General features: G+C 65.0%; 31 protein-coding genes. 13 read left to right on the top strand and 18 right to left on the bottom strand.

Annotated features, from left to right (window positions below):
- Positions 1 to 48: 48 nt before the first annotated feature.
- The 9 genes from ACIUM1_RS18015 to ACIUM1_RS17975 all read left to right on the top strand — a co-directional run bounded on the left by ACIUM1_RS18015 (position 49) and on the right by ACIUM1_RS17975 (position 4577).
- Complete coding sequence (locus ACIUM1_RS18015) at positions 49 to 333, top strand: hypothetical protein (RefSeq protein ID WP_406813979.1); 285 nt, start codon at positions 49 to 51, stop codon at positions 331 to 333.
- Positions 334 to 450: 117 nt separating this feature from the next.
- Positions 451 to 759, top strand: coding sequence for a hypothetical protein (locus ACIUM1_RS18010; protein WP_406813978.1), 309 nt, complete (start codon positions 451 to 453; stop codon positions 757 to 759).
- Positions 756 to 947, top strand: a complete 192-nt coding sequence (locus ACIUM1_RS18005) for a hypothetical protein (protein ID WP_406813977.1) — start codon at positions 756 to 758, stop codon at positions 945 to 947. Before ACIUM1_RS18010 ends, ACIUM1_RS18005 begins: the two co-directional genes overlap by 4 nt.
- Positions 944 to 1387, top strand: coding sequence for a helix-turn-helix domain-containing protein (locus ACIUM1_RS18000; protein ID WP_406813976.1), 444 nt, complete (start codon positions 944 to 946; stop codon positions 1385 to 1387). The genes ACIUM1_RS18005 and ACIUM1_RS18000 overlap by 4 nt, the downstream gene beginning before the upstream one ends.
- A 2-nt stretch (positions 1388 to 1389) precedes the next feature.
- Positions 1390 to 2091, top strand: coding sequence for a hypothetical protein (locus tag ACIUM1_RS17995; RefSeq protein ID WP_406813975.1), 702 nt, complete (start codon positions 1390 to 1392; stop codon positions 2089 to 2091).
- Between the two features lie 28 nt (positions 2092 to 2119).
- Positions 2120 to 2557 (top strand): hypothetical protein, encoded by a 438-nt coding sequence (locus ACIUM1_RS17990; protein WP_406813974.1) that lies wholly within the window; start codon positions 2120 to 2122, stop codon positions 2555 to 2557.
- 178 nt (positions 2558 to 2735) lie between these two features.
- Complete coding sequence (locus tag ACIUM1_RS17985; RefSeq protein ID WP_406813973.1) at positions 2736 to 2918, top strand: hypothetical protein; 183 nt, start codon at positions 2736 to 2738, stop codon at positions 2916 to 2918.
- A gap of 14 nt (positions 2919 to 2932) precedes the next feature.
- Positions 2933 to 4333: a hypothetical protein gene (locus tag ACIUM1_RS17980; protein ID WP_406813972.1), complete on the top strand. Its 1401-nt coding sequence runs from the start codon at positions 2933 to 2935 to the stop codon at positions 4331 to 4333.
- Positions 4334 to 4346: 13 nt separating this feature from the next.
- On the top strand, positions 4347 to 4577 hold the full coding sequence (locus ACIUM1_RS17975; protein ID WP_406813971.1) for a hypothetical protein: 231 nt from the start codon (positions 4347 to 4349) through the stop codon (positions 4575 to 4577).
- A 48-nt stretch (positions 4578 to 4625) separates the two neighbouring features.
- On the opposite strand, the gene ACIUM1_RS17970 is transcribed toward ACIUM1_RS17975, so the two are convergent.
- The gene (locus ACIUM1_RS17970; protein ID WP_406813970.1) at positions 4626 to 4985 is read right to left on the bottom strand and encodes a hypothetical protein; all 360 of its coding nucleotides are present in this window, start codon (positions 4983 to 4985) and stop codon (positions 4626 to 4628) included.
- Between the two features lie 11 nt (positions 4986 to 4996).
- Positions 4997 to 5818, bottom strand: a complete 822-nt coding sequence (locus ACIUM1_RS17965) for a zeta toxin family protein (RefSeq protein ID WP_406813969.1) — start codon at positions 5816 to 5818, stop codon at positions 4997 to 4999.
- Between the two features lie 271 nt (positions 5819 to 6089).
- Here ACIUM1_RS17965 and ACIUM1_RS17960 point away from each other — a divergent pair, with 271 nt between their 5' ends.
- Positions 6090 to 7619: a serine/threonine-protein kinase gene (locus ACIUM1_RS17960; protein ID WP_406813968.1), complete on the top strand. Its 1530-nt coding sequence runs from the start codon at positions 6090 to 6092 to the stop codon at positions 7617 to 7619.
- 689 nt (positions 7620 to 8308) lie between these two features.
- Here the strand turns inward: ACIUM1_RS17960 and ACIUM1_RS17955 are convergent.
- The 4 genes from ACIUM1_RS17955 to ACIUM1_RS17940 form a co-directional block, all read right to left on the bottom strand.
- On the bottom strand, positions 8309 to 9343 hold the full coding sequence (locus ACIUM1_RS17955; protein ID WP_406813967.1) for a putative sugar O-methyltransferase: 1035 nt from the start codon (positions 9341 to 9343) through the stop codon (positions 8309 to 8311).
- Positions 9344 to 9598: 255 nt separating this feature from the next.
- Complete coding sequence (locus tag ACIUM1_RS17950; protein ID WP_406813966.1) at positions 9599 to 10444, bottom strand: hypothetical protein; 846 nt, start codon at positions 10442 to 10444, stop codon at positions 9599 to 9601.
- The gene (locus tag ACIUM1_RS17945) at positions 10441 to 11874 is read right to left on the bottom strand and encodes a tyrosine-type recombinase/integrase (protein ID WP_406813965.1); all 1434 of its coding nucleotides are present in this window, start codon (positions 11872 to 11874) and stop codon (positions 10441 to 10443) included. The genes ACIUM1_RS17950 and ACIUM1_RS17945 overlap by 4 nt, the downstream gene beginning before the upstream one ends.
- A gap of 382 nt (positions 11875 to 12256) precedes the next feature.
- Positions 12257 to 12676 carry a hypothetical protein gene (locus tag ACIUM1_RS17940; RefSeq protein ID WP_406813964.1) on the bottom strand — a complete coding sequence of 140 codons (420 nt, stop codon included), beginning with the start codon at positions 12674 to 12676 and terminating at the stop codon, positions 12257 to 12259.
- A gap of 822 nt (positions 12677 to 13498) precedes the next feature.
- Here ACIUM1_RS17940 and ACIUM1_RS17935 point away from each other — a divergent pair.
- A complete protein-coding gene (locus ACIUM1_RS17935) occupies positions 13499 to 13999 on the top strand; it encodes a universal stress protein (RefSeq protein WP_406813963.1) in 501 nt (166 codons plus the stop codon).
- Positions 14000 to 14050: 51 nt separating this feature from the next.
- Here the strand turns inward: ACIUM1_RS17935 and ACIUM1_RS17930 are convergent, their stop codons facing one another.
- The 7 genes from ACIUM1_RS17930 to ACIUM1_RS17900 all read right to left on the bottom strand — a co-directional run bounded on the left by ACIUM1_RS17930 (position 14051) and on the right by ACIUM1_RS17900 (position 19008).
- Positions 14051 to 15088: an NAD(P)-dependent alcohol dehydrogenase gene (locus tag ACIUM1_RS17930; RefSeq protein ID WP_406813962.1), complete on the bottom strand. Its 1038-nt coding sequence runs from the start codon at positions 15086 to 15088 to the stop codon at positions 14051 to 14053.
- Positions 15089 to 15161: 73 nt separating this feature from the next.
- A complete protein-coding gene (locus ACIUM1_RS17925) occupies positions 15162 to 15389 on the bottom strand; it encodes a hypothetical protein (protein ID WP_406813961.1) in 228 nt (75 codons plus the stop codon).
- Complete coding sequence (locus ACIUM1_RS17920) at positions 15379 to 15507, bottom strand: hypothetical protein (protein ID WP_406813960.1); 129 nt, start codon at positions 15505 to 15507, stop codon at positions 15379 to 15381. The genes ACIUM1_RS17925 and ACIUM1_RS17920 overlap by 11 nt, the downstream gene beginning before the upstream one ends.
- The gene (locus tag ACIUM1_RS17915) at positions 15504 to 16499 is read right to left on the bottom strand and encodes a hypothetical protein (RefSeq protein WP_406813959.1); all 996 of its coding nucleotides are present in this window, start codon (positions 16497 to 16499) and stop codon (positions 15504 to 15506) included. The genes ACIUM1_RS17920 and ACIUM1_RS17915 overlap by 4 nt, the downstream gene beginning before the upstream one ends.
- Positions 16500 to 16530: 31 nt before the next feature.
- Positions 16531 to 17103, bottom strand: coding sequence for a carboxymuconolactone decarboxylase family protein (locus ACIUM1_RS17910; protein ID WP_406813958.1), 573 nt, complete (start codon positions 17101 to 17103; stop codon positions 16531 to 16533).
- Between the two features lie 151 nt (positions 17104 to 17254).
- Positions 17255 to 18118: a helix-turn-helix domain-containing protein gene (locus ACIUM1_RS17905; RefSeq protein ID WP_406813957.1), complete on the bottom strand. Its 864-nt coding sequence runs from the start codon at positions 18116 to 18118 to the stop codon at positions 17255 to 17257.
- 101 nt (positions 18119 to 18219) lie between these two features.
- Entirely contained in the window at positions 18220 to 19008 is a 789-nt protein-coding gene (locus tag ACIUM1_RS17900; RefSeq protein ID WP_406813956.1) for a DUF732 domain-containing protein, read from the bottom strand.
- Between the two features lie 155 nt (positions 19009 to 19163).
- On the opposite strand from ACIUM1_RS17900, the gene ACIUM1_RS17895 reads away from it, so the two are divergent.
- Positions 19164 to 20099 carry a transglycosylase SLT domain-containing protein gene (locus ACIUM1_RS17895; protein WP_406817731.1) on the top strand — a complete coding sequence of 312 codons (936 nt, stop codon included), beginning with the start codon at positions 19164 to 19166 and terminating at the stop codon, positions 20097 to 20099.
- A gap of 14 nt (positions 20100 to 20113) precedes the next feature.
- Here ACIUM1_RS17895 and ACIUM1_RS17890 read toward each other — a convergent pair whose 3' ends face one another.
- The 5 genes from ACIUM1_RS17890 to ACIUM1_RS17870 all read right to left on the bottom strand — a co-directional run bounded on the left by ACIUM1_RS17890 (position 20114) and on the right by ACIUM1_RS17870 (position 23809).
- Complete coding sequence (locus ACIUM1_RS17890) at positions 20114 to 20353, bottom strand: hypothetical protein (protein ID WP_406813955.1); 240 nt, start codon at positions 20351 to 20353, stop codon at positions 20114 to 20116.
- Between the two features lie 109 nt (positions 20354 to 20462).
- Entirely contained in the window at positions 20463 to 21488 is a 1026-nt protein-coding gene (locus ACIUM1_RS17885; protein WP_406817730.1) for an MAP_0585 family protein, read from the bottom strand.
- A gap of 40 nt (positions 21489 to 21528) precedes the next feature.
- Positions 21529 to 22005, bottom strand: coding sequence for a lipoprotein LpqH (locus ACIUM1_RS17880; protein ID WP_406813954.1), 477 nt, complete (start codon positions 22003 to 22005; stop codon positions 21529 to 21531).
- 171 nt (positions 22006 to 22176) lie between these two features.
- Complete coding sequence (locus tag ACIUM1_RS17875) at positions 22177 to 22845, bottom strand: S1 family peptidase (RefSeq protein WP_406813953.1); 669 nt, start codon at positions 22843 to 22845, stop codon at positions 22177 to 22179.
- Positions 22846 to 22933: 88 nt separating this feature from the next.
- On the bottom strand, positions 22934 to 23809 hold the full coding sequence (locus tag ACIUM1_RS17870) for an alpha/beta fold hydrolase (protein WP_406813952.1): 876 nt from the start codon (positions 23807 to 23809) through the stop codon (positions 22934 to 22936).
- A 129-nt stretch (positions 23810 to 23938) separates the two neighbouring features.
- Here ACIUM1_RS17870 and ACIUM1_RS17865 point away from each other — a divergent pair, with 129 nt between their 5' ends.
- Complete coding sequence (locus ACIUM1_RS17865; protein ID WP_406813951.1) at positions 23939 to 25429, top strand: amidase; 1491 nt, start codon at positions 23939 to 23941, stop codon at positions 25427 to 25429.
- The last annotated feature ends 5 nt before the right edge of the window (positions 25430 to 25434 follow it).

The following is a 25434-nucleotide window of genomic DNA, read 5'->3' as shown; positions in this document are numbered from 1 at the left end:
ACGTGGGCTGATCATCCGTCGACCAATCACCACCACGAAGGAGAAACCATGAGCAACTTCGACTTTCCCGTACTCGACGCGCCACGCTTACACGCCAATAACGAATTTGGCCGTTTCGTCATCGAGACCCTCGGCGCCGTCGATGCATACCTCGAGGAGACAGACTATTGGACCTCGATTCCCGTCCGACTCGTTCACGACCAAGCGAGCGGCATGCACATCGAGTGCGGCCCATACGGGCTCGCCCGCGACGACATCGAAGTACTACGTGCGGCCATCGCCGCCTACGACCTGGCCACCCGGCCGCTCGGACAACCAGGGGACGCGAAGTGACAACCGCCGAGGTGCCCACCCCCCTGTTTTTCTTGAGACGGGGGGTGGGTCAAGGCGACCGCCCTTGGGTCATGTCCCTCCCCCCGTCGCCAATTCCACACTTTTGGAGGTAGTCCGATGACTGATAAAAGCGTTACTGATGGCACGAATACTTCTGTTGTGCAGGATAATTCGGTTGAATCAGCGGCCAGGTCAGGCGACTCGTCAGCTACATTGGTCGCGCTTCGCGATCGTTTGGCCCGCGAGATCGACGAATGCCGGTCTAAGCGGGATTTGGCGGCGCTGTCCGCTCGGCTGTCCGCTGTCTTGACGCAGATTCAGGACATGCCTCATCCGGTGCCGTCGAAGCGTGATGAAATCGCTCAAAAACGCGCTCGGCGCCAAGCTGAGGCCGCAGCCCGCTCGCTTGTGGAGGGCCAGTCGTGAAGCTCAAGCCTCGTGACAACGTGGGTTTCGCGGCGTGGGGGTGGAGGGGCCGCGTGCAGATTCAGCTCGCGGGGATTCGCTTCACCGCCACACCCACAGAGGCCGTTGCCTTCGCAAGCGAGTTGATCGCCGCAGTAGATGCAATCAAGGCCGACACGGTCGAAGCCGGTGCAGCGGGTGCGGGATGACCACAGCAGACGATATTCAAGCCAGCGTCCGCTCCGCGGTGCGCCCGGTCAACACGATCCAGATCCACCCCGATTTAGCCCGCTGTATCGTTCGCTGGCTGGGGAAGCACATCGAGTTCACGCGGCAGCCCGGACACCCGGGCGTTCCCGCGCTGTTGATTGAGACACAGAAGGCTCTCGCCGAAGCGGTTGCTGCCATTGATGACTCGCGTCAGCGCGAGCAAGAGAGACTAGCAACGGCGGAAATCGTAATTTCAGGTTATGACGCGTGCGTGGGTACAGCCGAGGCCAGTGCCGAACTTGGGATTTCGGCTGATGCTGTGCGCTGGCATATCCGGAGAGGAAACCTCGCAAGCCGCAAGGTCGGTCGGCAGTTGATGGTTACCACGTCATCGCTTGACAGATTGAAAGACCGGCTAGGCGAACGAAAGAAGGCGTAACAGTGGCAGAGGAAATCCAAGTCCCACGGTCCGAGGTCACGAGGCTCCTCGGCCTGCCGGCCGATGCTAGTGATGCGGCCATCGCCGCGGAGATGGAGGTTGCGATGGCTCGGCGGAAGGCTGTCGAGGCTGCCAGCGCGGAGGAGCAGCGGTTGCGCGCTGAAGATCGCCGGCTGGTGAACGCGGCTTTCAACGACGGCCGAATTACCAATGACTCCCGCGAAAAGTGGGTTCGCTATCTTGCCTCCGACCGCGCGGCGAACCGGGTGCTTCTAGCGTCTTTGGCGCCGGGGCTGCGTCCCGATGAGCGGATCGTCATCGACCCGGAGCTCGAGCAAATCCATGATCGGGTGGTAGGCCGGTTGGGTATCAATCCAGCAGTCACCTCCACCCCGGCACCGCGGACGGTAGCGGCGTCCTATCAGCCGCCATCAGCCTCAGGCACCCCGGTCGTCGACATGCTCGGCGTGCCGATACCCCAAGTCCCACCACCAGTTCGCATCTCGAAAGGAACGCCTCCGGAGCAGTGGACCGAGAAGCAACGCCAAGATGCGATGTTGCGCCGACTAGGTCCGCGGTTTTACCCGGGTACGGAACGTCCACCTAAAGGCGATGTCTGGTACCAGCCTGGTCCGAACGACGTCTCAATCTATGTCGAGGGCGAAGGGTGGAAGGAAAACCCTAACTACCTGCCCGGCAGTTAGAAGGCATTGGATTCCAAGGAGCAGAAGCATGACCACGTTGACACCCACGAACTTGCCGATGGGCATTGCCGGTGAGTGGAAGCCCAAGTTTCGAGTCACCGCGCCACTAGTGATCGCTAAGGACCAGGCAGGACGCCTGCACCACTGCTACCAGGGCTCGCTGCTCGGATGGCTGAGCGACCAACAGGCGCAACATTTTCTGAGTCATGGGCTCGTCGAGCGCATCGAGGACAGCGCCGACGTGGTGGAGCTTCCCGCGTCCGTGACCATTGCCGAGTGCGTCGCCGCTCTGAACGATTTAGGCGTCGAACTTAAGGCCGGGGCGCCTACGGCGCGCGCTGCGCTGCGGGACGCCGGTCGGAGGTTTAGCAACGAAGCCGTCGCCGCTGCCGTTCGCCTACGCAAGGCGGCGCTGACTCGACGGGCCGACGACGGCGAGGCGTTCGAAGAGGTCATCGCGCGGTGAGCGCGCAACTATCCGCCCGCTGTCCGGGACACCCAATCCACTCGCCCGTATCCCACGACGGCGCGCATCCCGATGCGCGCGATACGGGCGCTGGCCACCGGCCGCTCTGCGACTGGGGGCGTCGATGCTGCCCCCAGCGCGGGCGGCCGGTGAGACCTCACAAAGTAAGGGGAGAGTGATGGACGGTCAGCGCCACGCAGACGCGATGGCAACGCAGCAGCTGTTGGCCGGCATGAGCGACACCCCGGGACAGATCCGCGCCCAGCCCTTTTCCGGCCTCTTCAAACAAGCCGAACGCGCCTGGCACGAGCAACATTTCGGCGCCGACGGCAGTATGAACTACCTAACGATTCCCTTCTGAAACCGCTGAAGACGATGAGCACAGTGACAGTCCAGTACGGTATAACGCCTGCGTTCGCGGACCTGCTTCTCAGCTCCCTCAACGGCGCGCAGCCGACCGTCCCGATCACCTGTGTGCAGTTGCATGATGGCGACCCGGGGCCGCAAGGCACCAGCAACGTGTCGGCGGTCGGGTCGCGCGAGGAGATGACGTTCACCTCGGCCGGCGAAGGCACCACCTCGCTGGCCGGCGGGGTCCCCACCTGGGCGATCACCACACCGGACACGCTCGCCGCGGTCAGCCTCTGGTCGGGATTCGACTCGTCGGCGATCTGCCTGTTCACCCTGCCGCTGAAACCGGCCGTCCAGGTCGCAGCCGGGGACACGGTCATCCTCGGAAACTGCCAGCTGACCTGGTATGAGCAGGCGTACAGCCTGTGGCCGCCCACTGAGGTGGTGTCGGCCCCGTCGGCGCAGGCGAGCGCGGGGATGCTGGGCCCGTCGCTGTCGCTCGACCAGGCCCTCACGGCACCCACGATGCTCGCCGCCTGCGCCATGCCGCAGCCGACGATCCTCGAGGGTGCCATTATTGCCGCGCCGACGATGAACGCAGTTGCGGCAATGCTTTTCCCGCCGATCCCAGTCCCACTCATGACCGGGAACGCTCAACCGTTCGCGCCGACCACCTTGGTGCTGACGCTAATTTCGGCACCGCTGCTGAACGCCACGGCAGCAGCATTGGCGCCGACCGTAGGGGTGAGCACAACCGCGCCAGCCATGCCCGGTACGGCACACATGCTGACCCCCAGCGTTTCCGCGCTGAACCCTGTCACGTATGACGCCGTCGGCGCTGGCGCGACTCATGGGGGCGCTGCAACCACCACCGAATCGCACACCCTCGGCGCGTCGGCGACCGCCATCGTGGTGCTCGTCTCGATTTACAGCAGCTCCGGAACCCCCACGGTGTCAGCCCAGATCGGCAGCACCACCCTCACGGCGCTGGGAAACACCGGGCTTGTCAGCGGGGTCGGACTGTGGCTGTTCGGACTCATCAACCCCCCCACCGGAACGCAAACCGTCTCCGTCACGGTGTCGGGAGGAGCCACTGACGTGACAGCGTTCAACTCCGTCTCTTACAGCAATGTGTCCAGCTTCGGCACCGTGCAAACCGCCTCCACCCCCTCGGGGTCATCCGTAACCCAGACCGTCTCCGCGGCGGCCCTCAACAAGGTGGTGCAGGCGTTCACCAACGGGACCGCCGGCTCAGGCAGCTTCAGCGCATACAGCCAAACCCAGCGCTCCAACATCGCCTCATCCGGCTCCAATGAGGCGCTCGTTATCGGTGACGCCGCCGGCGCAGCGTCTGTCACCTTCTCCGCGACCGCACCCAACAGCGGCTCCAGCACCACCGCCATCGCCGTCCCTCTGATTCCGTAGAAGGACCTCCCACATGTCAGAGATCATCTCAGTGCCCCCGCTAATACAACGCTGTGACGTCCGAAGTGACCTCGTCCTCGACGACAATGGCACCCAAATCGCCCTCTATTCAGTCGCATTCGAAGCTGTCGGCGGAGCGACCACAACCCTCGGTTTCAGCAGCGACGGGGTCAGCACGCTCATCCGCCTGCTGCAGGAAGTGCTCGCTGGCACACTCGAGAAACAGTTTGACGCGGGGCCGTGATGGAGCGTGTGCCGTCAGGATTTTATGGCCCCGCGATGATGAAGATTCTCAGGCGCGGCGACGAGACTCGGCGGCCCGACGCGCTGCGGGGCGTAGGCGTCCACTCCAGGAACCGCGAGTAGAGCCGGCAGGCGCAGGGCCACCGGCCACGGCGCGGCCTGGATCTTCGGCGAGGGCGTGGACTAGCTGTTTGTAGTCGTGGTACTTGATGACGTGTTGCCGGTAGGCGACGTCGATCCAAAACTTGTCGTTGTCGCCGGGCACTTCCTCGGCGCGGCGGTAAGACTGTGCAATGGTAGGCACGAGTGGTCGCGATGCGGAGGAGATCGCACGCAAACTTTCGGTCACCTCATCCAAAGTGACCTGATCGGCCTTCAACAGCGCCATTAGCCCTCGCACCGTATCCATGCAACCTCACCTTACGCCGACTGAGCCCACCGCGTCCCTGTGACGCGGCGAAGTATCGCCTCCGTACCCGAATTGTCATACTCGACTGTCGAATGGAAATCGTCTCTGACCTGGCAAAACACCTCATGATTACGGGACGAATATCGCGCCAGCAGCGGTTGGCTGTCGGCAAACACACTTGCCGGGACATATCGGCCGCCGTAGAGCTGGTGCAAGTCGGTGGCTTCGCCCTTCGCGTACGCCTCCTGGTCTTCCCGGTATCTTTTCATCGCTCGTTCGGCGCCGGTCTGGATAGGAACGTCGACGAAGACTGCGTCGATGGCCGCGTACTCTGCGTCTCGCAACCATTCGATGCGCAACCTCACCTTTTTGGTGTCGCCCATGGTTATGTCCCATAGCAAGTTGATTTGCTCTTCGTAGGCCATCGCGGCAAGGGTGTAGGCCAGTTCGCTGGCTTCATCGTGGACGATCGGCGAAGCCTCCATCGGAGACAACCCATCGATTTCCGGGATCATTCCGCGAGCGGCCATCGCTAACTTGATGTCGTCGGGGTTGACGATTAGATACTCGGAACGAGTGAGTCCCGCTGGTCCATCGAGCACTGTCGTTTTTCCGGCGCCGGCCATGCCGCCGGCAATAACCGCGTTACGCCCACGGGGAACATCGCGAGCTCCATCCCATAGCTCGTCGATGAGCCCCTGCTGCGCGTTAGCCCGTTCTTCCTCCCAAAGCCCGAGCTCGTCCGCGAACCGCGTCGTGGTGGGCTCTTGGCCAGCAAGCGCTCGTTCGACGAATTCAATGTGGTGTTGCCACTGCTCCTCCGAGAGGGTCACCAGCGACCTCTCATCACCTCGAGGCGGGGATTTTCCACGCCGTTCAGGGTATGTCCGACTCGGCGGCGGATGGGCCGTGTTGGGATAAGAGAATTCTGACGGACTGCCGGGGCCGAAGTACCCGCCGGTCGAGGCAGTGGGCAGTGGCCCACATTCCAGGAACGCTCCGACAGCGCCACGCCAAGCCTGGCGCGGATATAGTCACCCTCGCCTGGCGCGGACGACACGCCCGCCGGGTTGGCGTGTGAGGCGGGTCGGGTATAGGTGAGTGGTGCCTCGTGGAACCGAACTGCCGCCCGGAACAGAACTGGCGCTAACGAAAGGCAAGTGGACAATCGAAGGGCCGCTGCCGGGCGGCAAAGGTGGCTTCGGCTATCTGTACATCGTCCACGGCGACCGAGGCGCCGAAGCGGTCGCAAAGCTGGTCGAGAAGGACCCGGGCGCCGACCGCGAACTGCTAATCGGTGCTGCCATCAACGCCGCGGGATACGCCAACGTGGTTCCGGTGCTCGATCACGGCGAGCATGGCGACGACTTGGTGCTAGTTATGCCGCGGGCAGAGACCAACTTGGCGGATCACCTGAAGGACCACGCTCGGTTAGCTGTCGACGAAGTGATCGCGGTCCTCGTCGACGTGGCGACCGCGCTCGACGCGATCTCCAACGATCTCGTGCACAGGGACATCAAGCCGAAGAACATCTTGCTCCTGGACGGCAAATGGTGTCTGGCTGATTTCGGGATTTCCCGCTACGCCGAGGCGACGACCTCGCCGGATACCCGCAAGTTCATGATGTCGTACCCGTACGCCGCGCCGGAGCAATGGCGATCGGAGCACGCCACGTCGGCCGCCGACGTGTACGCGTTCGGGGTCGTGGGATACGAGCTTCTGGCTGGCCAGTTGCCGTTTCCAGGCCCGGACGGCGCGGATTATCGAAACCAGCATTTGAACGAGCAGGCACCGTCGCTGACGGTCGGCCCATCCGGACTGCGAGACCTCGTCGAAGAGTGCCTCTTCAAGCCCCCCGAGGCCAGGCCGACACCGTCGGCGATCGTCCGACGTCTGGCCAGGGCGGCGCAACCGACAACCGCAACCGCCGGCTTGGACAAACTCGCGCAAGCGAATCGCGCCGTGATCCAGACCCAAGCGACTGAACATGCGGAGGCATCGTCAGAGCAGCAACGCCAGCAGTGGCGACAGCGCTTGTACGACACCGCGACCCAGATGTTTGACCGGGTACGGCGCCAACTGGTCGACAACATCCAAGACATCGCGCCGGCCGCGACGATCGAGTCGGGCCCGGCACCGGCGAGAAGCTTTCGCCAAACGGAGGGAAAGCTCTTCGTCGCCACGTTGAACGGCGCCCAAATCGGCCTTGACCAACCACAGCCGAGCCCGTCGAAGTGGACCACGCCGTTCACGGTCATCGCAGAATCGGTCATAGCCGTCACACGGCCACAGCAGACCCGAGACGGCTGGGCCGGTCGCAGCCATTCGCTCTGGTTCTGCGATGCCAAGGAAGAAAATCTATTCGAGTGGTACGAGCTGGCATTTTGGGACGGCCCGTATAGCCATCCCACGATGGAGCCGTTTGCAGGCTCGGCAGCAGGCAACCACGTAGCGTTCGAGCCAGTGATGGCCAACCGTGCGCTCGCATGGCCCATCACCGTGCTAGACCGCTCCGACCTGTCGGAGTTCATCGGCCGCTGGCTGGGGTGGTTCGGCGACGCCGCCAGCGGCAGTCTTCAACGTCCGAACGGGATGCCGGAACGGCCCGCAGAGGGGTCATGGCGCAGGACCTAAATCAGTCCGGCGACCCACCCACGCGCTGAGCAATGCCGGGAACGCACCGCCGCACCACCACCCAGCGCGGGCTCGGCCACCGGCACAAGCAGCAGGTCGCGCACCTCAAAAGCGTGCACGTCGAGGGAACTCCGTGCTGGTGGTGTGGCGAGCCCATGTACCTATCCCAAGGGCTCTCCGGCGACCACAGCATCCCCCGCGCCATCGCCGGCCCCACCGCCCTGGCCGACCGCCTACTGCACGGACCCTGCAACACCGAGCGCGGCGATGGTAGCCGCGACCACCTACGACCAGCTCTCACCGGCCGCAGAACAACACAACAGCAACCCGACCTCGGGCGACTTGTCATGAGGTGGCCATGACCCCTCAGCAAACTATGTACCACCCTTTGTACCCCCTCCCCTCGAAAAATACGGGGTGGGGGTATGCCGAAGCGACCGCCTGCCCGTCGACTTTTTTTACGTACGCCCCAAAAAGTTATGGGATTGGCCCCGATGGATCAGTCTGAAACAGCAGGTCAGAAGCTTATTTCGACCAAGCTTGCGCATCCTGCGGCGAGAACACTTTTTGGTTGTCGTCGGGGGGTTCCAAGGCGGCGATCCCGTTGAAATTACTGGTCCGTGGACAACTGTCCGCAGAATCTCTCAGCAAACCGGCAATCGTGCAGCGGAATCACTCCAAGAAAGTGGTCAGGTGCGGACGTAGAGTTCTTCAACGTAGCCGGGCCGCATGCAATGCGGAGCCCGGTACACGCACGCCATCCCGGGCAGCTTGAGGTCGCGCACCCGGTATGGGTTTGCCTCATGGTTCAGGGATAGAAACGCCCGCGCATGGTCGGCGATGAAGTCGGCGTAATCCTGGGCTGTCGCTTCATCGAGTTCGGTGAGGCCGTCGGCATTGACGACGATGTCCACTGGCCCGATGTCGGGGAGCTGGTCGGGCCGCAGCAGCCGCACCGCCCCAGTTTGGGGTGTTTCCCCGGAGAGTGTGACTTGATCTGGGCTGAGGGTTTGGCCGAGGAACGCCGCCTGCGCGGCCCCCGTCAGCGGGATGTCGACGATCGTGTACGAGTCGACGCCGAAGCGGTGGGAATAGTAGGCGCTGCGGCCGAGGCCGCCGCCGATTTCGAGAACTCGTCCACCGTAGAGGGACGCGAGGTTTTTGGTCCGCCACGCCTGAAAGAGCGCGTGCAGTGCACGGTACGAGGCGATTCCGCGACGCGTGGCGATTCCGCGCTCCGCAGGGAACGGCGTGGGGAAATCAATGGGCCCTAGCACTCGCTCGACGTGATCGAGCAAGTCATCGCCGTTGGCCGGCGGCAGGACGGCGGCGACCCCATATTCCGGGTTAGGCACGGGAACCGACCCGACGGCGTGGGCCAGGGCAATGAGTTGGCGCGTCAGTTGCGCGGCAAGCCGCCACCGCGACAGCGGCGGCCGTCTGACGCGAGCGGCGAACAAGTCATCGAACCCGTAGAAGAAGTCCGTACACCCGGGATCAAGCAGGACATCCTGAAGACGATTCCCTCCTTCCAGGAGCGCGTCGTGAACGTCGCGTTTACGCGCATTGATTCCCTCCCACATCGACTCCCCGAGGTGTTGGCCGGGAGCCGACCGGTAGGCGTCGGCGATCCGGTCGACCAGCTCGGGCTCGATCTTCGGGCATCCATCAGCGATGGCAATCGGGTTGCGCCGCAGCCGCATCCGATGCAGCGCCGTGCCCACCGGGCCCGACCCGACCATCACAGTAATGCCACCCATTCATCGCCCCTTCTTAGGTCGTGTCGATCGTACGGCCCCGTGGAAGCGCAGGGGCGGCATCGGCCAGTTCCCTTCGCCCGCATGGGTTGAGCAGTTGCTGCTGCCCCATGGTGGTGTTGCACAAATACCCATAAGTCGGAGCATGACCACCGAGTAAGCACGCGGCTATCGTGGCTGCGTCCCGCGCGCTCGGCGCCTGCAACGGTTGTGAAATGCGGGTCACCAGATGACTACTTCTGCGTTGTCGCCGCCGTAGCAGCGCGTGGATACCTTCGTCGAGCCGTCGCTGAAATACGCGGGATACCTTCCGACGCAGGTCATTTCGTAACCGTCACCAGTCACCGGGGAGAACGCAGTGAAATTAGTGGCCATGCCTGACGCGTAGAAGATTTGGCGAACGTTGGCGGCGAAGGCACAGGTGGTGTGGCCGCCGACGACGCCTTCGTGCCCGTCTGGACAGATGGTGAAGACGTCGGTGCCACCAGGGGGCGGCAGTACCGGAGCCGGTTTCACTGCAGGGGCTGGTGGGGGAGCAGCCTGCACGGTGACCGTCGCCGGCGCTGGGGGCGTCACGGTCACCGTCGATGGGGCCGCAGCGGTGACCGTCGGCAGTGCCGCCGGAACGATCGTGGCCGGTCGTGTGGCTTCCGTGACTTTCGTCGGCTTGGCCTGGTCGTGCAGGAAGATCGCCAGCCACGTCACGAGACCGATTACGACAGCGACCGCCGCAGCGCCGAGGACGATGATGCTGGCGCGTTCAGCAGCCCGCCCCCACGAGTAACCCTCGGTGTACACGTCCTCGCCACTGTCGACTGACCACGCCAGCTCGCGCGCCGCAATCTGGTGGTCTAATTCGGTCGCTTCGGGCGACGGCACGATCACGGTCTCGTCGGACGGGGCGTTGCCAGCGCGTGTGGGTGCGCTTTCGTCATCGTGGGAGGTCATAGAGCAGCGCCATTCACTACGGGTTAGCTGACCTTCGTATTGTGCGCAGATGCCATCAGTGCTGTCCGGGAGTTCGCCGACAAACTTGGATATGGGCGGCTGTCCCTGAATCGAGTTCATAGCCGTGTGATGGAGCATGCGTCGTCGAGTCGGTCGAACTCTCGCTCACATAGTCCGCAGCAAAACCGCGGGGCTGCCCGCAGGGCGGCACGCACCCAACTGGATTTGTGCCGCCCGCACATCAGCGCTTGCTCGCAGCCGTGAAGATTTAAGCGCCAGTTCGCTGGACGCCGGCACGGGTCGCCTTGGTGGGTGGGCATCTCGCAGCGGGCGACTCTGTCCCACGCCGAGATCACAGCTTCAAAGCTGACGTCGCAACCGGCGACGCCAGATCTGGTGTCGAGATTGTGGCCAGCGACAGCTCCATTTCGAACACCTCCGTCCAGTTCCCGCTCCTCTGTCCGATCCATCACGGAGTCGAAGATGTCCGCCTCGGCCAGGCCAATACCGCTGCTGTCCACCGGGTACGGGTTGCCTTGGGTGTGGTCAGACACAGAGCGATTCGGAACATACTTGGCGTCCGCCTCCGCCATCTGCACGTAAGCGTCGTCTTCTTCGATGTCGTCCTCAACGATCAGTTCTTCTGCGAGCGCATCAGATTCGGCGTCAGGTGTCCGGTTTCCAGACAGCTCAAGTGGCACGTTTTGCACCACCGGCTCGCCGATAGCGTTCGGATTGGGATCGGTCTTTATTACGGCCTGGGTAAAAACCTTCGGCTGAATAGGCCATGCCGCAGCCTCAGACACCGCGCGTAGGTCACGTTGCGCCACAGCGGTATAGCGCTGCGTCGTCGCAACCGACGTATGACCCAACGCCTCCTGCACCGCCCGCAGATTCCCCGTGCCCAGGAAGCCTCGGGTTGCGAAGCGGTGCCGAAGTTTGTGCATCGACCATCCCTGGGGCATCGCTTTACTAACGAGGCGCCCGACATAGTCGGGGCTTACATGCCCGTCGATCTGGCCTGGAAACAGGAAGCGGCTGCGGGAAGTGAATTCGGCAGTCAGTGTCGCAGCCAATTCCGCAGACAGGGGAACGGCACGCTGTTTGCCGCCCTTGCCATGCACAATGAGCTGCGGCCCGTCGGCATCGTCGATCACATCATCGGAGTGAACCTTGGCCACTTCCGCGCGCCGCAGGCCGGCCTCGCACGCCAAACGGGCCATCAGCAGGGTGCGTTTGTCGGCGGTCGCCAGGATCTGTTTCCATATCTCGTCGGTCGCGGGCTTGGGCGCCGCGCACGGGGCGCTCACCTTCGGCAGACCAGCGGCCACATCGAGCGGGCAGCAGCCCGTGGACGCACACCAGCCAAAGAACGACCGAAAGCTAGCACCAAGGCTGCGGCGGTATTCGTTGGTACCGGCTGCTCCGACGACACGCACAAGATCCGTTTCCGAGACCGCAGCCGGGGACGCCGCTCCGAGCCGGCGCGCCATTGATCGGATATGCGCGCGGCGTATGCGACGAGTCTGTGCGCTCGTGCCCTTGGCCATCAGCCAAGTAAGCCAGCCATCGATAGATTCATTCCACGGCTGCGGCAAAACGTAACTCTGCCGGTGCATTTCATCGCCCCAATTTTCGTGATGCGTGTGTCGATTCCACGGTCATAACGCGAGAGCGTACGACATCGAAACCCGCTCGTACAGAGGAACTTTCAAAATGTCACAAGTGGTCAAAATGTCACAAGGGTCAAAATAGTGCAATGCATCGTGTCATTCACGAGGAAGCGTGATATTCACAAGTATGCGTAACCTGCGGCTACTCGCTAAGCGTGTCGAATTTCATCTCCGGCTACACGCTCAGCGTGTAATAACGCATTCGCGTTTCGACGGAATCGGGCCACCCCGGGAGAGCGAGGGGCGGCCCGATCAGTTGCTAGGACGCAGACGGAGGAGGATCGGTTCCGCGGCCGCGACGGGGTTCTCCGCGTCGTCTGCGGCCTTCCACGCGCGCGGCGGTCAGGAACCGGCTATGCGCCGGGACGAGTAAACCGTTGAGGGCTACTAGCTCGGCGGTCGTCAGGGCTTGCAAGCCCATAACGCCGATCATCGTTTCAGTCATGCGAAGGTAGTGCGCGCGGCAGCCCTCTTCGAGGCCGGTGCTCTCCAATGCTGCGGTGACCCTTGCGTTGATGTCTTGGCGTTCCCATCGGGCGCTCGCCAATTTCTGCGCGGTGTTCAGCAGTTCCTCCGGCGGCCTGCCGCCGTCTTCGAACTTGGTCAGCCATTCGATCTGTTTCGGCGTGAGCTGTTCGGCCAGGTCACGCCAGCCGGGTGTAGGCGGTGCGATACACATGGTGTCGAACTCCATTCCAGTTCGGCCAATCCCCGGGGCTGTTTGCGCAGCCGCCGGGGCCTTCCGCATTTTGCGGGAAGTCTTGTCTCGTTGAGCGGAGCACCGCGACTCGCAGCGCCAGGCTCTCGGTGTCACGACGATGTCACAAGTCGCGCTAAACACCTTGGCAATATCGGCGGACACCCGTGAACGTGCACGGATGTCTCTGGCCTGGTCAGAAGCTATTTTCGCCAATACGGCGAACACACACGAATAGCGGCGGATATGGGCTGGGCCGCCTTGTAAGCGAGCGGTCGTCAGTTCAATCCTGACAGGGGGCTCCCACTTTCGTGTGTGACTTTGGCTGATGCTTAACGGATCTATGTCGGGTGATGCCTGACAGTGTTTGGTGCTGTACGACGTCGCACTGTGTGTCGTCGCGGGGCCCTTGGCCCTTTCGCACCCTGGCCATGCCCGCGTACCATCAATCGCACTAGTGGCACCTCGATTCGGCGAGACGTAGGCGTCCGGAATCGGGTCTAAGCCCCGGCAGGACGTGAGCGTCCGCGGCGCATATATCAAAAATTCCTTCTGTCCGAGAAGGCGCCATGAATCGGCTCCGCGATGATCTACACCATGCTCGAGGCTGGCCAGATCTTCACCTGGGAGATTTACGTCAGCCAGACGATCCCGGACTTGTAAGCGGCCTACCCGTGCACTCATGGGCGACGCGGTCACCGCAGAGCTTGCCCGGGCGGCCATCCGGGCGGGAAGCGGGCCGCATCCTCGGAGACGTGCTGTCGAATTGACTCGGGGGCTGGAAACAATGGCTGGAGGAAAAATATGACTGCCTATCAGACCGTGGTGGTCGGCACTGATGGCTCAGACACGTCGTTTCGTGCGGTGGACCACGCAGCCGCGTTTGCCGCAGAAAATAATGCGAAATTGATCATCGCGATGGCGCACTTGTCTTACCTGGGAAAGGGAGAAAAGGGAGGGTGGGGAACACCGGCCCGGCCAGATCGTGTGCTTGATGGCCGCGCCGAGGTCATCCTCGGAGGCGAGGGGGACTACAAGGTGCACGGAATGGCCCCCGTCTATGCGATCCTGCGGGAGGCCCAGTACCGAGCCAAGGCGGCTGGGGCCAAAGATATTGAGGCGCGACCGATTCGGGGTGATCCGGTACACGCGCTCTTCCACCTCGCCAAGGACGTGAACGCCGACCTGTTAGTGGTTGGCGACGTGGGACTCGGCACGCGCAGCGACAAGTGGCTTGGCTCGGTGCCCGGCAAGGTCTTACACAGGTCCAAGACCGACGTGCTACTCGTCCACACCACTGACTGAGGGATCGTCAAGAACGGGGCTGAAAACCTTCGCCGGCACGGGTGTCAACGCTCAGTCGATTCGGATGACGATCTTGCCGATGTGTTGTCCTTCACGTAGCCGCTCGAACGCCGCCCGCGCCTCGGAAAAATCAAAGACATCGTCAATGACCGGCTGCAGGCCGGAGGTCGCGACAGCGCGCACGAGGTCCTGCAGATCGGTCCTGTCGCCGACGGTGATGGACCGAGTTGTCGCATCGGCGCCCTTCAGCAGGAAGTAGTCGATGCCGGGATTGTCTTCACTGAGAAACCCGATCAGGGACACCTCTCCGCCCGCGGCGACCGCCCGCAGCGACTGGTTGATAGTGGCTGGACCCCCGACCTCGATGACGCGGTCGACGCCGCGGCCGTCGGTCAAATCGCGCACCCGCTCACCCCAGTCGGGGTTCGTCCGGTAGTTGATCACCTCATCGGCGCCCAGAGCAGAAAGGGACTCGGCCTTCTCGGCGCTCGACGTGGTCGCGATGACCCGGGCGCCGAGGAGCTTTGCCAACTGCAACGCAAAGATCGATACTCCGCCGGAGCCCAGGGTCAACACAGTTTGTCCGGCCCGGATCGGCGCCGGGCCGCCGAGCGCGTTCCACGCGGTGACACCGGCGCAGGGCAGTGTGGCGGCCTGCTCGTCAGTCACCGACGCCGGCACCGGAACCACGGATTCTCGCGAGATCACTTTGTATTCGGCGAGCCAACCATCCTGGCCGTTGCCGTAACTTTCGGTGTTCGCGGTGGCTGGCAGCGGGCCGCCGAACCAGCGGGGATGAAACGCGCCGACGACGCGGTCTCCCCTGCGGTAGTCGTCAACGCCCTCGCCGACCTCAACAACTTCCGCGGCTGCGTCGCTACAGGGCACCAGGCCGACCTTGCTGTCGCGAACGTAGCGGCCCAACGGGATGGCGATGTCTCGGTAATTCAACGAGACCGCCCGGATCTTCAGCAGCAATTCCCCTCGTTGCGACGACGGGACCGGTTCGTCCTGCAATTGCAGACCCTCCAGCCCGTCGAAGCTGACGAAGCGGTACACCCGCATGACGGCGAACCCCCTTGTGTCCAAATCGGTTCCAGTTAAGGCCTGCAACCGGTGCAACACCCGGTTGATTCCAACTGACCGGCAATGATTGAGCTCCTCACGTTCGGGGCAACGTGCGCAGGTAGCCGATCACCGCGGCGGCGACCGCGGCGGGCTGCTCAGGAAACAGCGCGTGGCTGGCGTCCTTGATGACCGTCGAGGCAACCCGGGCGCCCAACCGGGTGCGCAGCTCCGTCCACTCATCTTTTTGATGGAACGGGTCGAGCGCGGCGATGATCTCGAAGATCGGCGCCGTACCGGCCGCCCAATAACGATCAATGTCCACAATCATCGCCGCCGTCGCGGCCGTACGACGGGATCAGCACGACGGTGGGTCCGGTGCCGTCAACGTAGGTTTCGATCGATCCGGCCCCGGCGGTGATGATTTCGCTGTGGCGGCTCATGACATCTGGCTGTGTGATTGCGGCAGTATCTCGACCCGCAGCAGCGCGGCGTGACGCACCACCCCGTCGGGCGGCGCGGTCGTGCCGCCGTCGGTGGTCACGTAGATAACCCGCCCAGCTTCGCCGGCCCGGCGGCCCCAGGCGGCGCTGGACGGGCCGACCAGGGCGTCGTCGAACGGGTCGCCGGCGAGGTGGCGGACCTCGCTGCCGTGGCGTGGCTGCAGCGGAACCCGGTCGAAAGTGTTGGCTCGGTGGCGGGTGACATAGGCGAACCCGGCCGCTTCGTCGATGCAGAAGTCGTCGGCGTTGTCGACGGCGGCGACGAACTCGGCGCCGCCCGCAGGGTCGAGCGTCACCGGGTGGACCGGCGCCCGCATAAACACTTTCTGCGCGGTCGACGTGTAGTACAGGTAGCCGGACTTCGGCCCGAAGCGCACACCATTGACGCCGGGTTGTGGCGGCGGGGCGACTTCGCTGTCCGGATCGTCGGCCATGGTGTCGTCCTCGAGCCAGATGCGGGCGGTGGCACTTCGCGCGCCCGGCCCCAGATCGATACGCCAGATGAAGCCGCCGAAGCAATCGGCGGCCAGCATGACCCGCGGGCCGAGCAGGCAGCTGCCATTGAGCGCGCGCACCCGGTCATCAAAGGTGTAGATGATCTCCGGTCGCACCGGCTCGCCGGGCGTCCAACCGGTGAGATCGATTCGCGCCAAACGAGATTCGTGGGTGGTGTAGCCCTCGGTGAGACTGACGATGAACACGTCGGCCTCGGCCTCCACGATGCCGGCGACTGGATGCTCGAAGGTGTGCACCAGCACCGGAGGAACGTCGGCGCCCAGGTCGGGGTTGGGAACGCACCACAGCTCCTTTTGCAGCACCGCGGTGATCAGCACCGAACCGTCGGCACGCACGGCCAGGTTTTCCAGGAAGTACTTTTCCGGAAAATACGCAACCGGGGTCAACGTGACGGCAGGAACAGGGGTCATGGGCATGCGGCACCTCGCTTTCGGCTGGGTGCGGTTGTTATTGGTCGAGTCCGACCGCGTTCGCGGGGACGTCGTAGGCCATCAGCGTCAGGGACACGGCGGTGAACCAGCCCATCAGGACGGTCACGTCGACGATGCCCGCGTCGCCGAGCAGCCGTTGTGCTCGGTGAAAGAGCCCGGTGGGTACGACGCGGGGCTGAGCCAACGTCGACGCGAGTTCGTAGATGACCTGCTGGCGCGGGTCGTCGAAGGATGTCGGCAGACCCGCGATCAGCCGCTGCACCTTCTCGGGGGCCAGCCCACCGAGGTCTTCGGCGATCCATTCGTGCTCGTAGTTGGCGTAGGCCGCCAGCCAGCGTCCGTTGATAACATTGGTGGCGATCTCGATCTCCGCCTTGGTCAGCGTGGAATCGGTTTGGAAGTACGCGCCGGTTCCCACAATCGTCTGCGACAGCTTGGGATTGGCGAGCCAGATCTTGTGTGGGCCCGGAACCAAGCCGCGCAGTTGCATCGTGAAGTCGTATGCCTTCTTCATCTCCGGAGACATCTGCGCGACCGGGGTCTCCACGAACCGGCCGAAGGTGCCGAAGTCAGATGAGTTGGTGGACAAGGTATTTCCTTTCGCTCAACGGTGCGATCGGGACAAATCTGACGCTAGGCGTCTCGCGGTGGCCTTGCCACACCGCGGTAGGGGTATCCCTGCGAGGGTCAGCCTCCATGCGCGCCGGCGGCCGTCGCCGATCACCTGAATCGGTATGTGGCTATAAAGCGGGTTGCGTGTTGGCGAGCGTCTTGAGCCGCTTCAGCTTGCGCTCGTCGGCCCCGCCCGGGGTGGGGAAGGCGATTCCCAGCGATTGCCCAACAACCCCCGCGACCGGGAAGGACTCGAAATTCAAGGTGATGGGCCCGACGACGGGGTTGTTGAAGCGCAACTGACCGGTGGTGAAGGAGGTGGCGTCGTGGCGGTTCCACAGGTCGCGAAACTGCGGGCTCTGGCCGGAGAGCTCATCGACGAGCTGGCCTAAATGTGTGTCTCCGATGTCGGTGCCGGAGTCCGCGCGCAACGTCGAAACCGCTTGCCGCGCAAGCTGTTCCCAATCGATGACGCGTTCGCGCGCACGGGGGTCGAGGAACAGAAACCGTAATAGATTCTCTCCGGGCGTGTAGGCGTCGTGCAGCACCTGCGCGAGCCGATTGGCCACCAGCACATCCCGGTAGCGGCCGATGACGAGGGCGGCCACGTCCTGCAGGCCGGACACAAGCTGCGCCACCGTGCTTCGCACGGCTTCCTCGCCGGGCGGGCGGCTCTCGGTCGGGACCTGCCCGGCGAGGCGCTTGAGGTAGGCGAATGTCTCTTCGTCGAGACGCAGCGCCTGGCCCAGCGCGTCGAGGACCTGCGCCGACGGGTGCCGATCGTGGCCCTGCTCGAGGCGGATGTAGTAGGGCGAACTGACGCCGGCCAGCATCGCCAGCTCTTCGCGGCGCAGGCCCGGGGCCCGCCGCCGGCCGGTGCTGGGGATGCCGGCATCTTCAGGTGTGACGAGCCGGCGGCGCGCCCGGAGAAACTCGCCGAGTGCGTTCTGGGCACGCGGGACGCGCGGCTTCCTCGAGCCCGGCTCCGCCATGGGGGCCACCGTATCGCGTCAGATGGCAACTGGTAGCCGCTGCGAAACGCCCGGCGGTTCGGTCGGACGCGTGGGTTTCAGAAGGCCCGGGTTCCGCGGTCCTACGGATGGCCCGGGATGCCGTCCAGACCACCTTGGATGTCGTGCAGCTTGCCCTGAATGCCCTGCAGGTTCCGTTCGATGTCCTGCAGGTCGGACAGAGACTTCTGATAGTCCGGCTGCATCGGGTCAGGACCTGTGGGCCGAGACTGCGGGCAGTAGGAGACGATGGCGCCCGCGGTGACCTTCGCGCTCTGATCCGCATCCCAGATCGACGTTCGTTGCACGAACCCGACCGCGTCGGCGAAATTCGGTTGGTGCGCCAGGAAGTCGCAGACCGCGTGCCCTTGGTTCGCCACGTATTCCTGGCTGGGAACCGGCACGCCTTCCTGCTTCAACGCGGCGACGAACGTCGCGTCGGCGACGTTGACCGCCGGAGCGGACGCCTTCGGCGGCAACGGGGTGGAGGGCGCTGCCGACGGCGGGCTGTCCTCCGGCGGTGCCGACGAATCCTGGCGGTGCAGCGCGAACATCACCACCACCGCGGAAACGATGCCTACCAGAGACAGCGGTAGCGCCGCGAACAGACCCAAGCGGCGCAGCGCGGCGACCTTACGGCGCCGAGACGCGATGGCGCGGGTTTTCGTGTCGCGCAACGGGGCGGCGGCAAGAACCTCGGTTTCCCAGTCTGGGAACGCGTCGGGCTGCGCCGCCCCGACACTGTGGGCCAAGAGTTCGTCGAGCAGTGCGTCGGCCTCCCACGACGACGGCTGACCGCCCTGCTCGCGGATCGCTTGGCGCCGCAGCGCGATGAGCCGCAATTCGGAGTCGATCTTCTCGCGGTCGCGCATATCAATCAGTTTGAGAGCCCGTCGCGATTGTCACAACTCCCGGTGAACAAAAGGCCGTCACGGCATTGATGTAGGAGGCTCCGATGCGACAGACTCGCGGTGAGCCAACCAACCGGCGCCGTGCGCATTCGAGGCAGTGGACGGACGTGATCATCGTGAGCCCTAACCGGCGCACCGCGCCGCTCGTCGTCGGCGCGATCGTGTTGGCGCTCGCCGGTTGTTCGGCGTCGCACCCGACGACCACCAGCGCGACCACATCCGCACGCGTCGCCGCGCCACCGGCACGGATGGTGCCCGCCGATGCGGGGACGCCCGGAGGTGCGCAGCCTCGCCTGGCGGCGGACCCCGCGCAGCTGGCCGACGACCTCGTCGCCGATGAGCGAGCGCTGCGGAATCCGGGGACGGCCGAGCCCGCGCTGACGGCGGCGGCGCATCGCGAGCAGGCGGCTTACCGCGCCATCGGACGCCACCCCGAATGGGACGTCACCACGCGCCCGCACATCCCCCCGGAACTGACCGACGTCTACGACCGCAACGTCGACGCCCGTCGCCAACTCACCGCCTTGACCCCGGTGCGAGCGACCCTGCCGGCATGGCGCATCGAGCCGCCGGCGCCGGCCGACGAACTGATGAGCTACTACCACCAGGCGGAAGCGGACTCCGGCGTCAGCTGGAATTACCTGGCCGCGATCAACTTCATCGAAAGCCGCTTCGGCAGCATCGTCGGCGCGAGCACCGCCGGCGCTCAAGGCCCGATGCAGTTCCTGCCATCGACGTTCGCCGGCTACGGCCAGGGCGGCGACATCCACTCACCCCACGACAGCATCCTGGCGGCGGGCCGCTACCTGGCCGCCAACGGCTTCGCCAACGATCATGATCACGCCATCTACGCCTACAACCACGCCGGCGAATATGTGCGTGCGGTGGACCAATACGCAGCGCTGATCGCTTCCGATCCCGCGACGTTCGCCGCGTACTACCGGTGGGACGTCTACTGCCTGACGACGGCCGGCGACGTTTTGCTGCCCATCGGCTACAACGAGGCGTCGCCGATTCCGGCCGCCGAATACGTGGCCGCCCACCCCCAGTAGCCGCGGGGACGCGATCAGACGTACTTGCGGGCGATGTCCTGCAGGTGTGAGCGCACGTCTTGACCGGTGGCCTGCTCGAGCCTGATCCCGAGCTCTCCCGCGAGATTGACGAAGCCCATCAACAGCATCAGGTCGCCGTCGGGCTCGTCGAGCACGTTCTCGACCAGCCGGCTCCAGATGAAGTCAGGGCCGCCGTCGGACGACCAAGCCGTCATCACGTCGATGGCCCGGCGAACGTTCTCTCTCACGTCCATTCCCGGAGCCTGCCATGGCGGCGCCACCGGCGCAGGACGGAGACACCCCGAGGAACGCGTCAGCGGGCGCGCCGATCAATGGCTACGCCCGCTGACACTCGATCAACGATCAGTAAAGCGGCACCCACACTCCGAAGAACCAGTAACCCCAACCCCCGTACTGCCAGTTGAAGACCGGGATGGCGGTAAAGGTGTTGTAGTTGAAGGGTCCGAAGTCGGCCCGCGCCGCCGCCACATCACGCGGCGGCCCACCCCACGGCCGGTTCCAGCCTCCCGGAGGCGGCGGACCGTCCCAGCCCCCCGGAGGCGGCGGGCCCTCCCAGCCGGGCGGCGGGTGGTGCGGAGGCGGACCGTCGTTCCAGCCGTAGCCACGCTCGCGCGGCGGCGGCGGCGCACCGCGGCCGGGGATGCTGAATTGGACGTTCGGGCCGGCGGGGCCGCCGATCTGTGCGTTGGCGGTGACCACGTCGTGGCGCGGAATGTACGGCGGGTGCGGCGGCTGCGTGGCCGGTGGGTTCAGCGCCTGGTACCGCTGCCTGTTGTTCGGCGGCGGGTTCTGGTTCGCCGGCGCGTTGTTCTGCCCACCCTGTTGCGGGTTCTGGCCATGCTCATTGGGCGCGTTGTTCTGCCCACCCTGTTGCGGGTTCTGGCCATGCTCATTGGGCGCGTTGTTCTGCCCACCCTGTTGCGGGTTCTGGCCGTGCTCATTGGGCGCGTTGTTCTGCCCACCCTGGGGCGGGTTCTGACCGTGCTCATTGGGCGGCGGGTTGTTCTCGCCGCCCTGCGGCGCGTTGTGCTGTCCACCCTGCGGCGGGTTGTTCTGCGCCGGCGGGTTGTTCTGCGCCGGCGGGTTGTTTTGCGCCGGCGGGTTGTTTTGCGCCGGCGGGCTGTTGTGCCCACCCTGCGGCGGAGCGTTTCCGCCGCCCTGCTGGCCGCCCGGGGCGCCCCCCGGCTGCGCGCCGGGCCCGCCGCCCGGACCGCCCGGGTTGCCCCCGCCGCCGCCACCGCCGCCGTGGCAGTTCGGGCACGGGGGCGGTGGGTCCAGCGGGGCGGAGTAGGCCGACCCGGCGTTCAGCGTCGCTGCGGAGATACTCAGGCCCGCGGCCAACGCGGCGGCGCTCACGGCACGTTTCATAGACATAGCTGCGTCCCCTCTTGGGAATTATCGGCCTGCACTACGGGCAGGTGACATCCAACTCGAATGGCTTGGTTACCTGCTGTGGTTGCTGCGGGTTGCTCAAGTCGGTACCGGTAGCGGTGCCCTTGATCGCCCAGTCCTTGCCGTTGACCGCGGCCCCGGCGTTGCCGCTTTGGTTCGGCGCGGCGTCGGAGAAGCCGAGTGCGACGCCGTTGACGGTGCCCAGGCCGACGGAGTGCACCAGCGGCGGGTTGCCATTGCTGACCACGGCGCCGAGGCCGTTGGTCGGGTCACCGATGCCGATGGTGATGTTGTCACCCGCGGTGGTGCAGGTTACCTGCCCGCTGATGTTCTGATTCTGCCCGTCGACGGTGAGCACCGGCCCCGCCGCTGCCGCCGCCGAAGACGACGGCGAGCCGGACGACCCGGTACTCGATTTGTTGCTCGAACATCCGGCGCTGGCCGCGACCACCACGGCCACCCCGGCTACGCCGACCACGATCCCACGCTTCACTACTGCTTCCCTTCGTGTCGCTGGTTCCGCTGCCTCTTTACGTTGGCCGCGTCAACACAGTGAACTACCTGGCCCCTGCGGCCGACGCGTTACGGCCGTTGCAGCTGATACCCGATACCTGAGAATTGCAAACGCTACGTTACGTACCACTGGTCAGCGGCCCGTGGGGTCTCACGGAAGCACATGAAGGCCCCACTTGCCCAGCAGTGGATTGATGAGCATGAAGTAGGTCGTGTAGTCATCGCCGTCGGGCGATGACATCAGTAGACCGACCGCGCTCACCGTGCCGTCAGGGTTCATCACGAAGCCGGGACTGCCGCTGTCGCCGTCCAGGCTGAACACGCTGGCTTCGACCACGTCGCCATTGATGCTTTTGATGACACCACACGTCTCGCCGGTCACCGCGCCGATCTTGCAGAACGGCATGCCGGCCTGAATCTGCTGGCGGCTCAACACATCCCGAACTTGATACCTGCCGCCGACGTCGCCCACCGGCATCCCGACACTCGGCTCCAGGCGGATGATCGCGGCGTCTCGCTTGTCGCCGTCGTGCTCGCTGGCGGAGATTCTGCCGAGCGGGGCGTCATTGCCGTACGTCCATTCGGTGCCGTCATGGGCGTCGCAGTGCCCGCTGGTCATCAGGTAGTAGCTGCCGTCGGCACCTTGCGCGGCGAATCCGGCTGTGCACCTGCCTGATTCGTGATCGACTCCGATACCCGGCGAGGGCGGCGGCGCCGGCAGAGCCGGGGGCGGCGCTGCCAGAGCGGATTTCGCCACCGCCGTCGCGGCCACCATCACGGCTCCCAACAGCCCGAGCCCCCGCAACCACGGTATGGTCACACCGTCCTCCTCCGCTTGCGCCCGGCAGATAGTAGCAGCGCTGCTGACCTGAAATGAGCTGGACACCAGTCTGTTCCGTGCATGCGGTTCACCCGGCGTCGACGTGCCGGGCGAGGAAGTCCAGCACAGCATCCGCAAAGATGTCGTTGCGGTCACCGGCCACCATGTGGCCGGCGCCGCGGACATCGGTGAACTCGACCTGCGGGAAACGCGCGAGGAATTCGTCGGCGCGCTCCTGGCTGACCAGGTCGCTCATCTGCCCGCGAACCAGCAGGATGGGCACACCGCCGCGCAAAATCGCCTCGACAGCGGCGTGCATGCGGTCGGGGTCGGTGACCTCAAAAGGGGGGAATGCCGCAGTGCCGCTGATGAATTGCGGATCCCAATGCCAGTACCAGCGATCGCCGCGGCGACGCAGGTTGGTGGTCAGGCCTTCCAGATCGGTTGGTCGCGGCCGGTGCGGGTTGTACTCGGCGATCGCATCGGCGACTTCATCGAGTGAGCTGAAGCCCGACTCCACCCGGTCTGCCATGAACGCATGGATCCGGTTCGCCCCGGACTGATCCATGTTGGGCACGATGTCCACCAGCACGACCGCACTGGCGATGCCCGGGGACAGCTCCCCGGCGAGCAGCATCGACGTGAAACCGCCCAGGGAGGCGCCGACCAGCACCGGCTGCGGGGGCAGCGTGCGCAGCACTTCTTGAACGTCGGCGGCGAAACTGACGACGCGGTAGTCGCCGTCGCCGGACCAGTCCGATTCGCCGTGGCCGCGCAGGTCGACGGTGACGGCCTGCCACCCCCGCGCGGCGACGGCCGCGGCCGCCTTGCCCCAGGATCGGCGGGTCTGTCCGCCGCCGTGCAGGAACACCACGGCGCGCGCCTGTGGATCCCCCAGGCGGTCAGCGACGATCTGCACCCCGCCGGGGCCCTGGATCGTAAACGGTTCAGCTGCCGTGGGCATCAGGTGATACTAAGGCGCCCCCGCGGAAAGCTCGCGTTGGCTTAACGTCAACGGGCGCAGCGGCGTCATCAAGAGATGTAGGGCGTTGGCCGCACCGGCGCGCTATCGGACTGGAGCGAAGGAGAACGCATGCGTCTTGACGAGTACATGGCGCTGGATGCAACCGCGCTGGCCGAGCTGGTCGAACGAAAAGAGGTCACCCCGGCGGAGCTTCTCGCATTGGCGCGCCAGCGAGCGGACGCGGTGAATCCGCGGCTGAACGCCATCGTCTGCCGCCTCGACGACGTCGCCGACCGGCGAGCCGCCGACCCGAACTTGAGCGGGCCGTTCGCCGGCGTGCCGTTCCTGTTGAAAGACCTCGGCCAGGAATACCGCGGCTTTGCCACCTCGTGCGGGTCCCGCTCGCTGGCCCACGACGTGGCCGACCGGCATGCCCTGGTCACCCAGCGGTTCCTCGACGCGGGCCTGGTGATCTTCGGGAAGACCAACACCCCGGAGTTCGGGGCCAAGGGCGTCACCGAGTCCGACTACTGGGGTCCGGCACGCAACCCGTGGAACACCGGACACACGCCCGGCGGCTCGTCGGGCGGATCCGGGGCGGCGGTGGCGGCGGGCATCGTTCCCGCCGCGGGCGCCAACGACGGCGGCGGGTCGATCCGCATCCCCGCCGCGTGCAACGGGCTGGTCGGCCTCAAGCCCGGCCGGGGACTGGCACCCTATGGCCCGCAGACCGGTGAACTGATGTTGGGCATGGCGACCCAGGGAGTAGTGTCGCGCACCGTACGCGACAGCGCGGCGCTGCTCGACGCGATCATTGGGCCCGACCCGCGCGCCGGCTACCGAGTCGCATTGCCCGACAAGCCCTTTGGCGAACAGATCAGACACCGCCCGGGAACCCTGAACATCGGATACTCGGCACGATCGGCCATCAACGCTCGTCCCGACCGCGAGGCCGTCGCCGCGGTGGAAAGCACCGCGGCGCTGCTTCGCGAGTTAGGCCACCAGGTCGAGGAGGTTGCGCCGCCCTACGACGACGCCGCGCTGGGGCGTGACTTCTTGACCATCTGGTTCGCCCAGCTACACCAGCAAGTCGCCGACATCAAACAGCGAACCGGCGCCCGTGACAGCGACTTTGAGGCCGATACCCTGGCCATTGCCGAACTCGGCCGATCCGGTGGTGTGCTGCCCGTCATGTCCGCGCTGGAGAACCGCAACAACTACATTCAGTCGCTGGCCGCGTTTCACGACAGCTACGACTTCTTTTTGACCCCTACCCTGGCCACCCCTCCCCTGGCGATCGGCGCCACCGCGACACCGGCCGCGTTGCAGCGAGTGGCCAGGCTGGTCAGCAAGGCGCGCGGCGGAAAATTGATGGGACTCAGCGGAATCCTGGACAACCTCATTCAGGACAGCCTGGGCTGGGTGCCCTACACGCAGCTCGCCAACCTCACCGGCCGCCCAGCGATCAGTGTGCCGCTGCACTGGACGGATTCCGGTCTCCCGCTGGGTGTGCAGTTCGTCGGAGCGCTGGGCGCGGACGGCGAACTACTGAAGCTGGCCGCGCAACTCGAAGAGGCGCGCCCATGGGCCCACCGGCACCCCGCACCCGCGGCGAATTAGCCTGT

The sequence above is a fragment of the Mycobacterium sp. M23085 genome (genome assembly GCF_045343915.1).
Classification (GTDB): Bacteria; Actinomycetota; Actinomycetes; order Mycobacteriales; family Mycobacteriaceae; genus Mycobacterium.
Note: the sequence above shows the minus strand (reverse complement) of the source record. Positions and strands in the feature narration are given on the sequence as shown.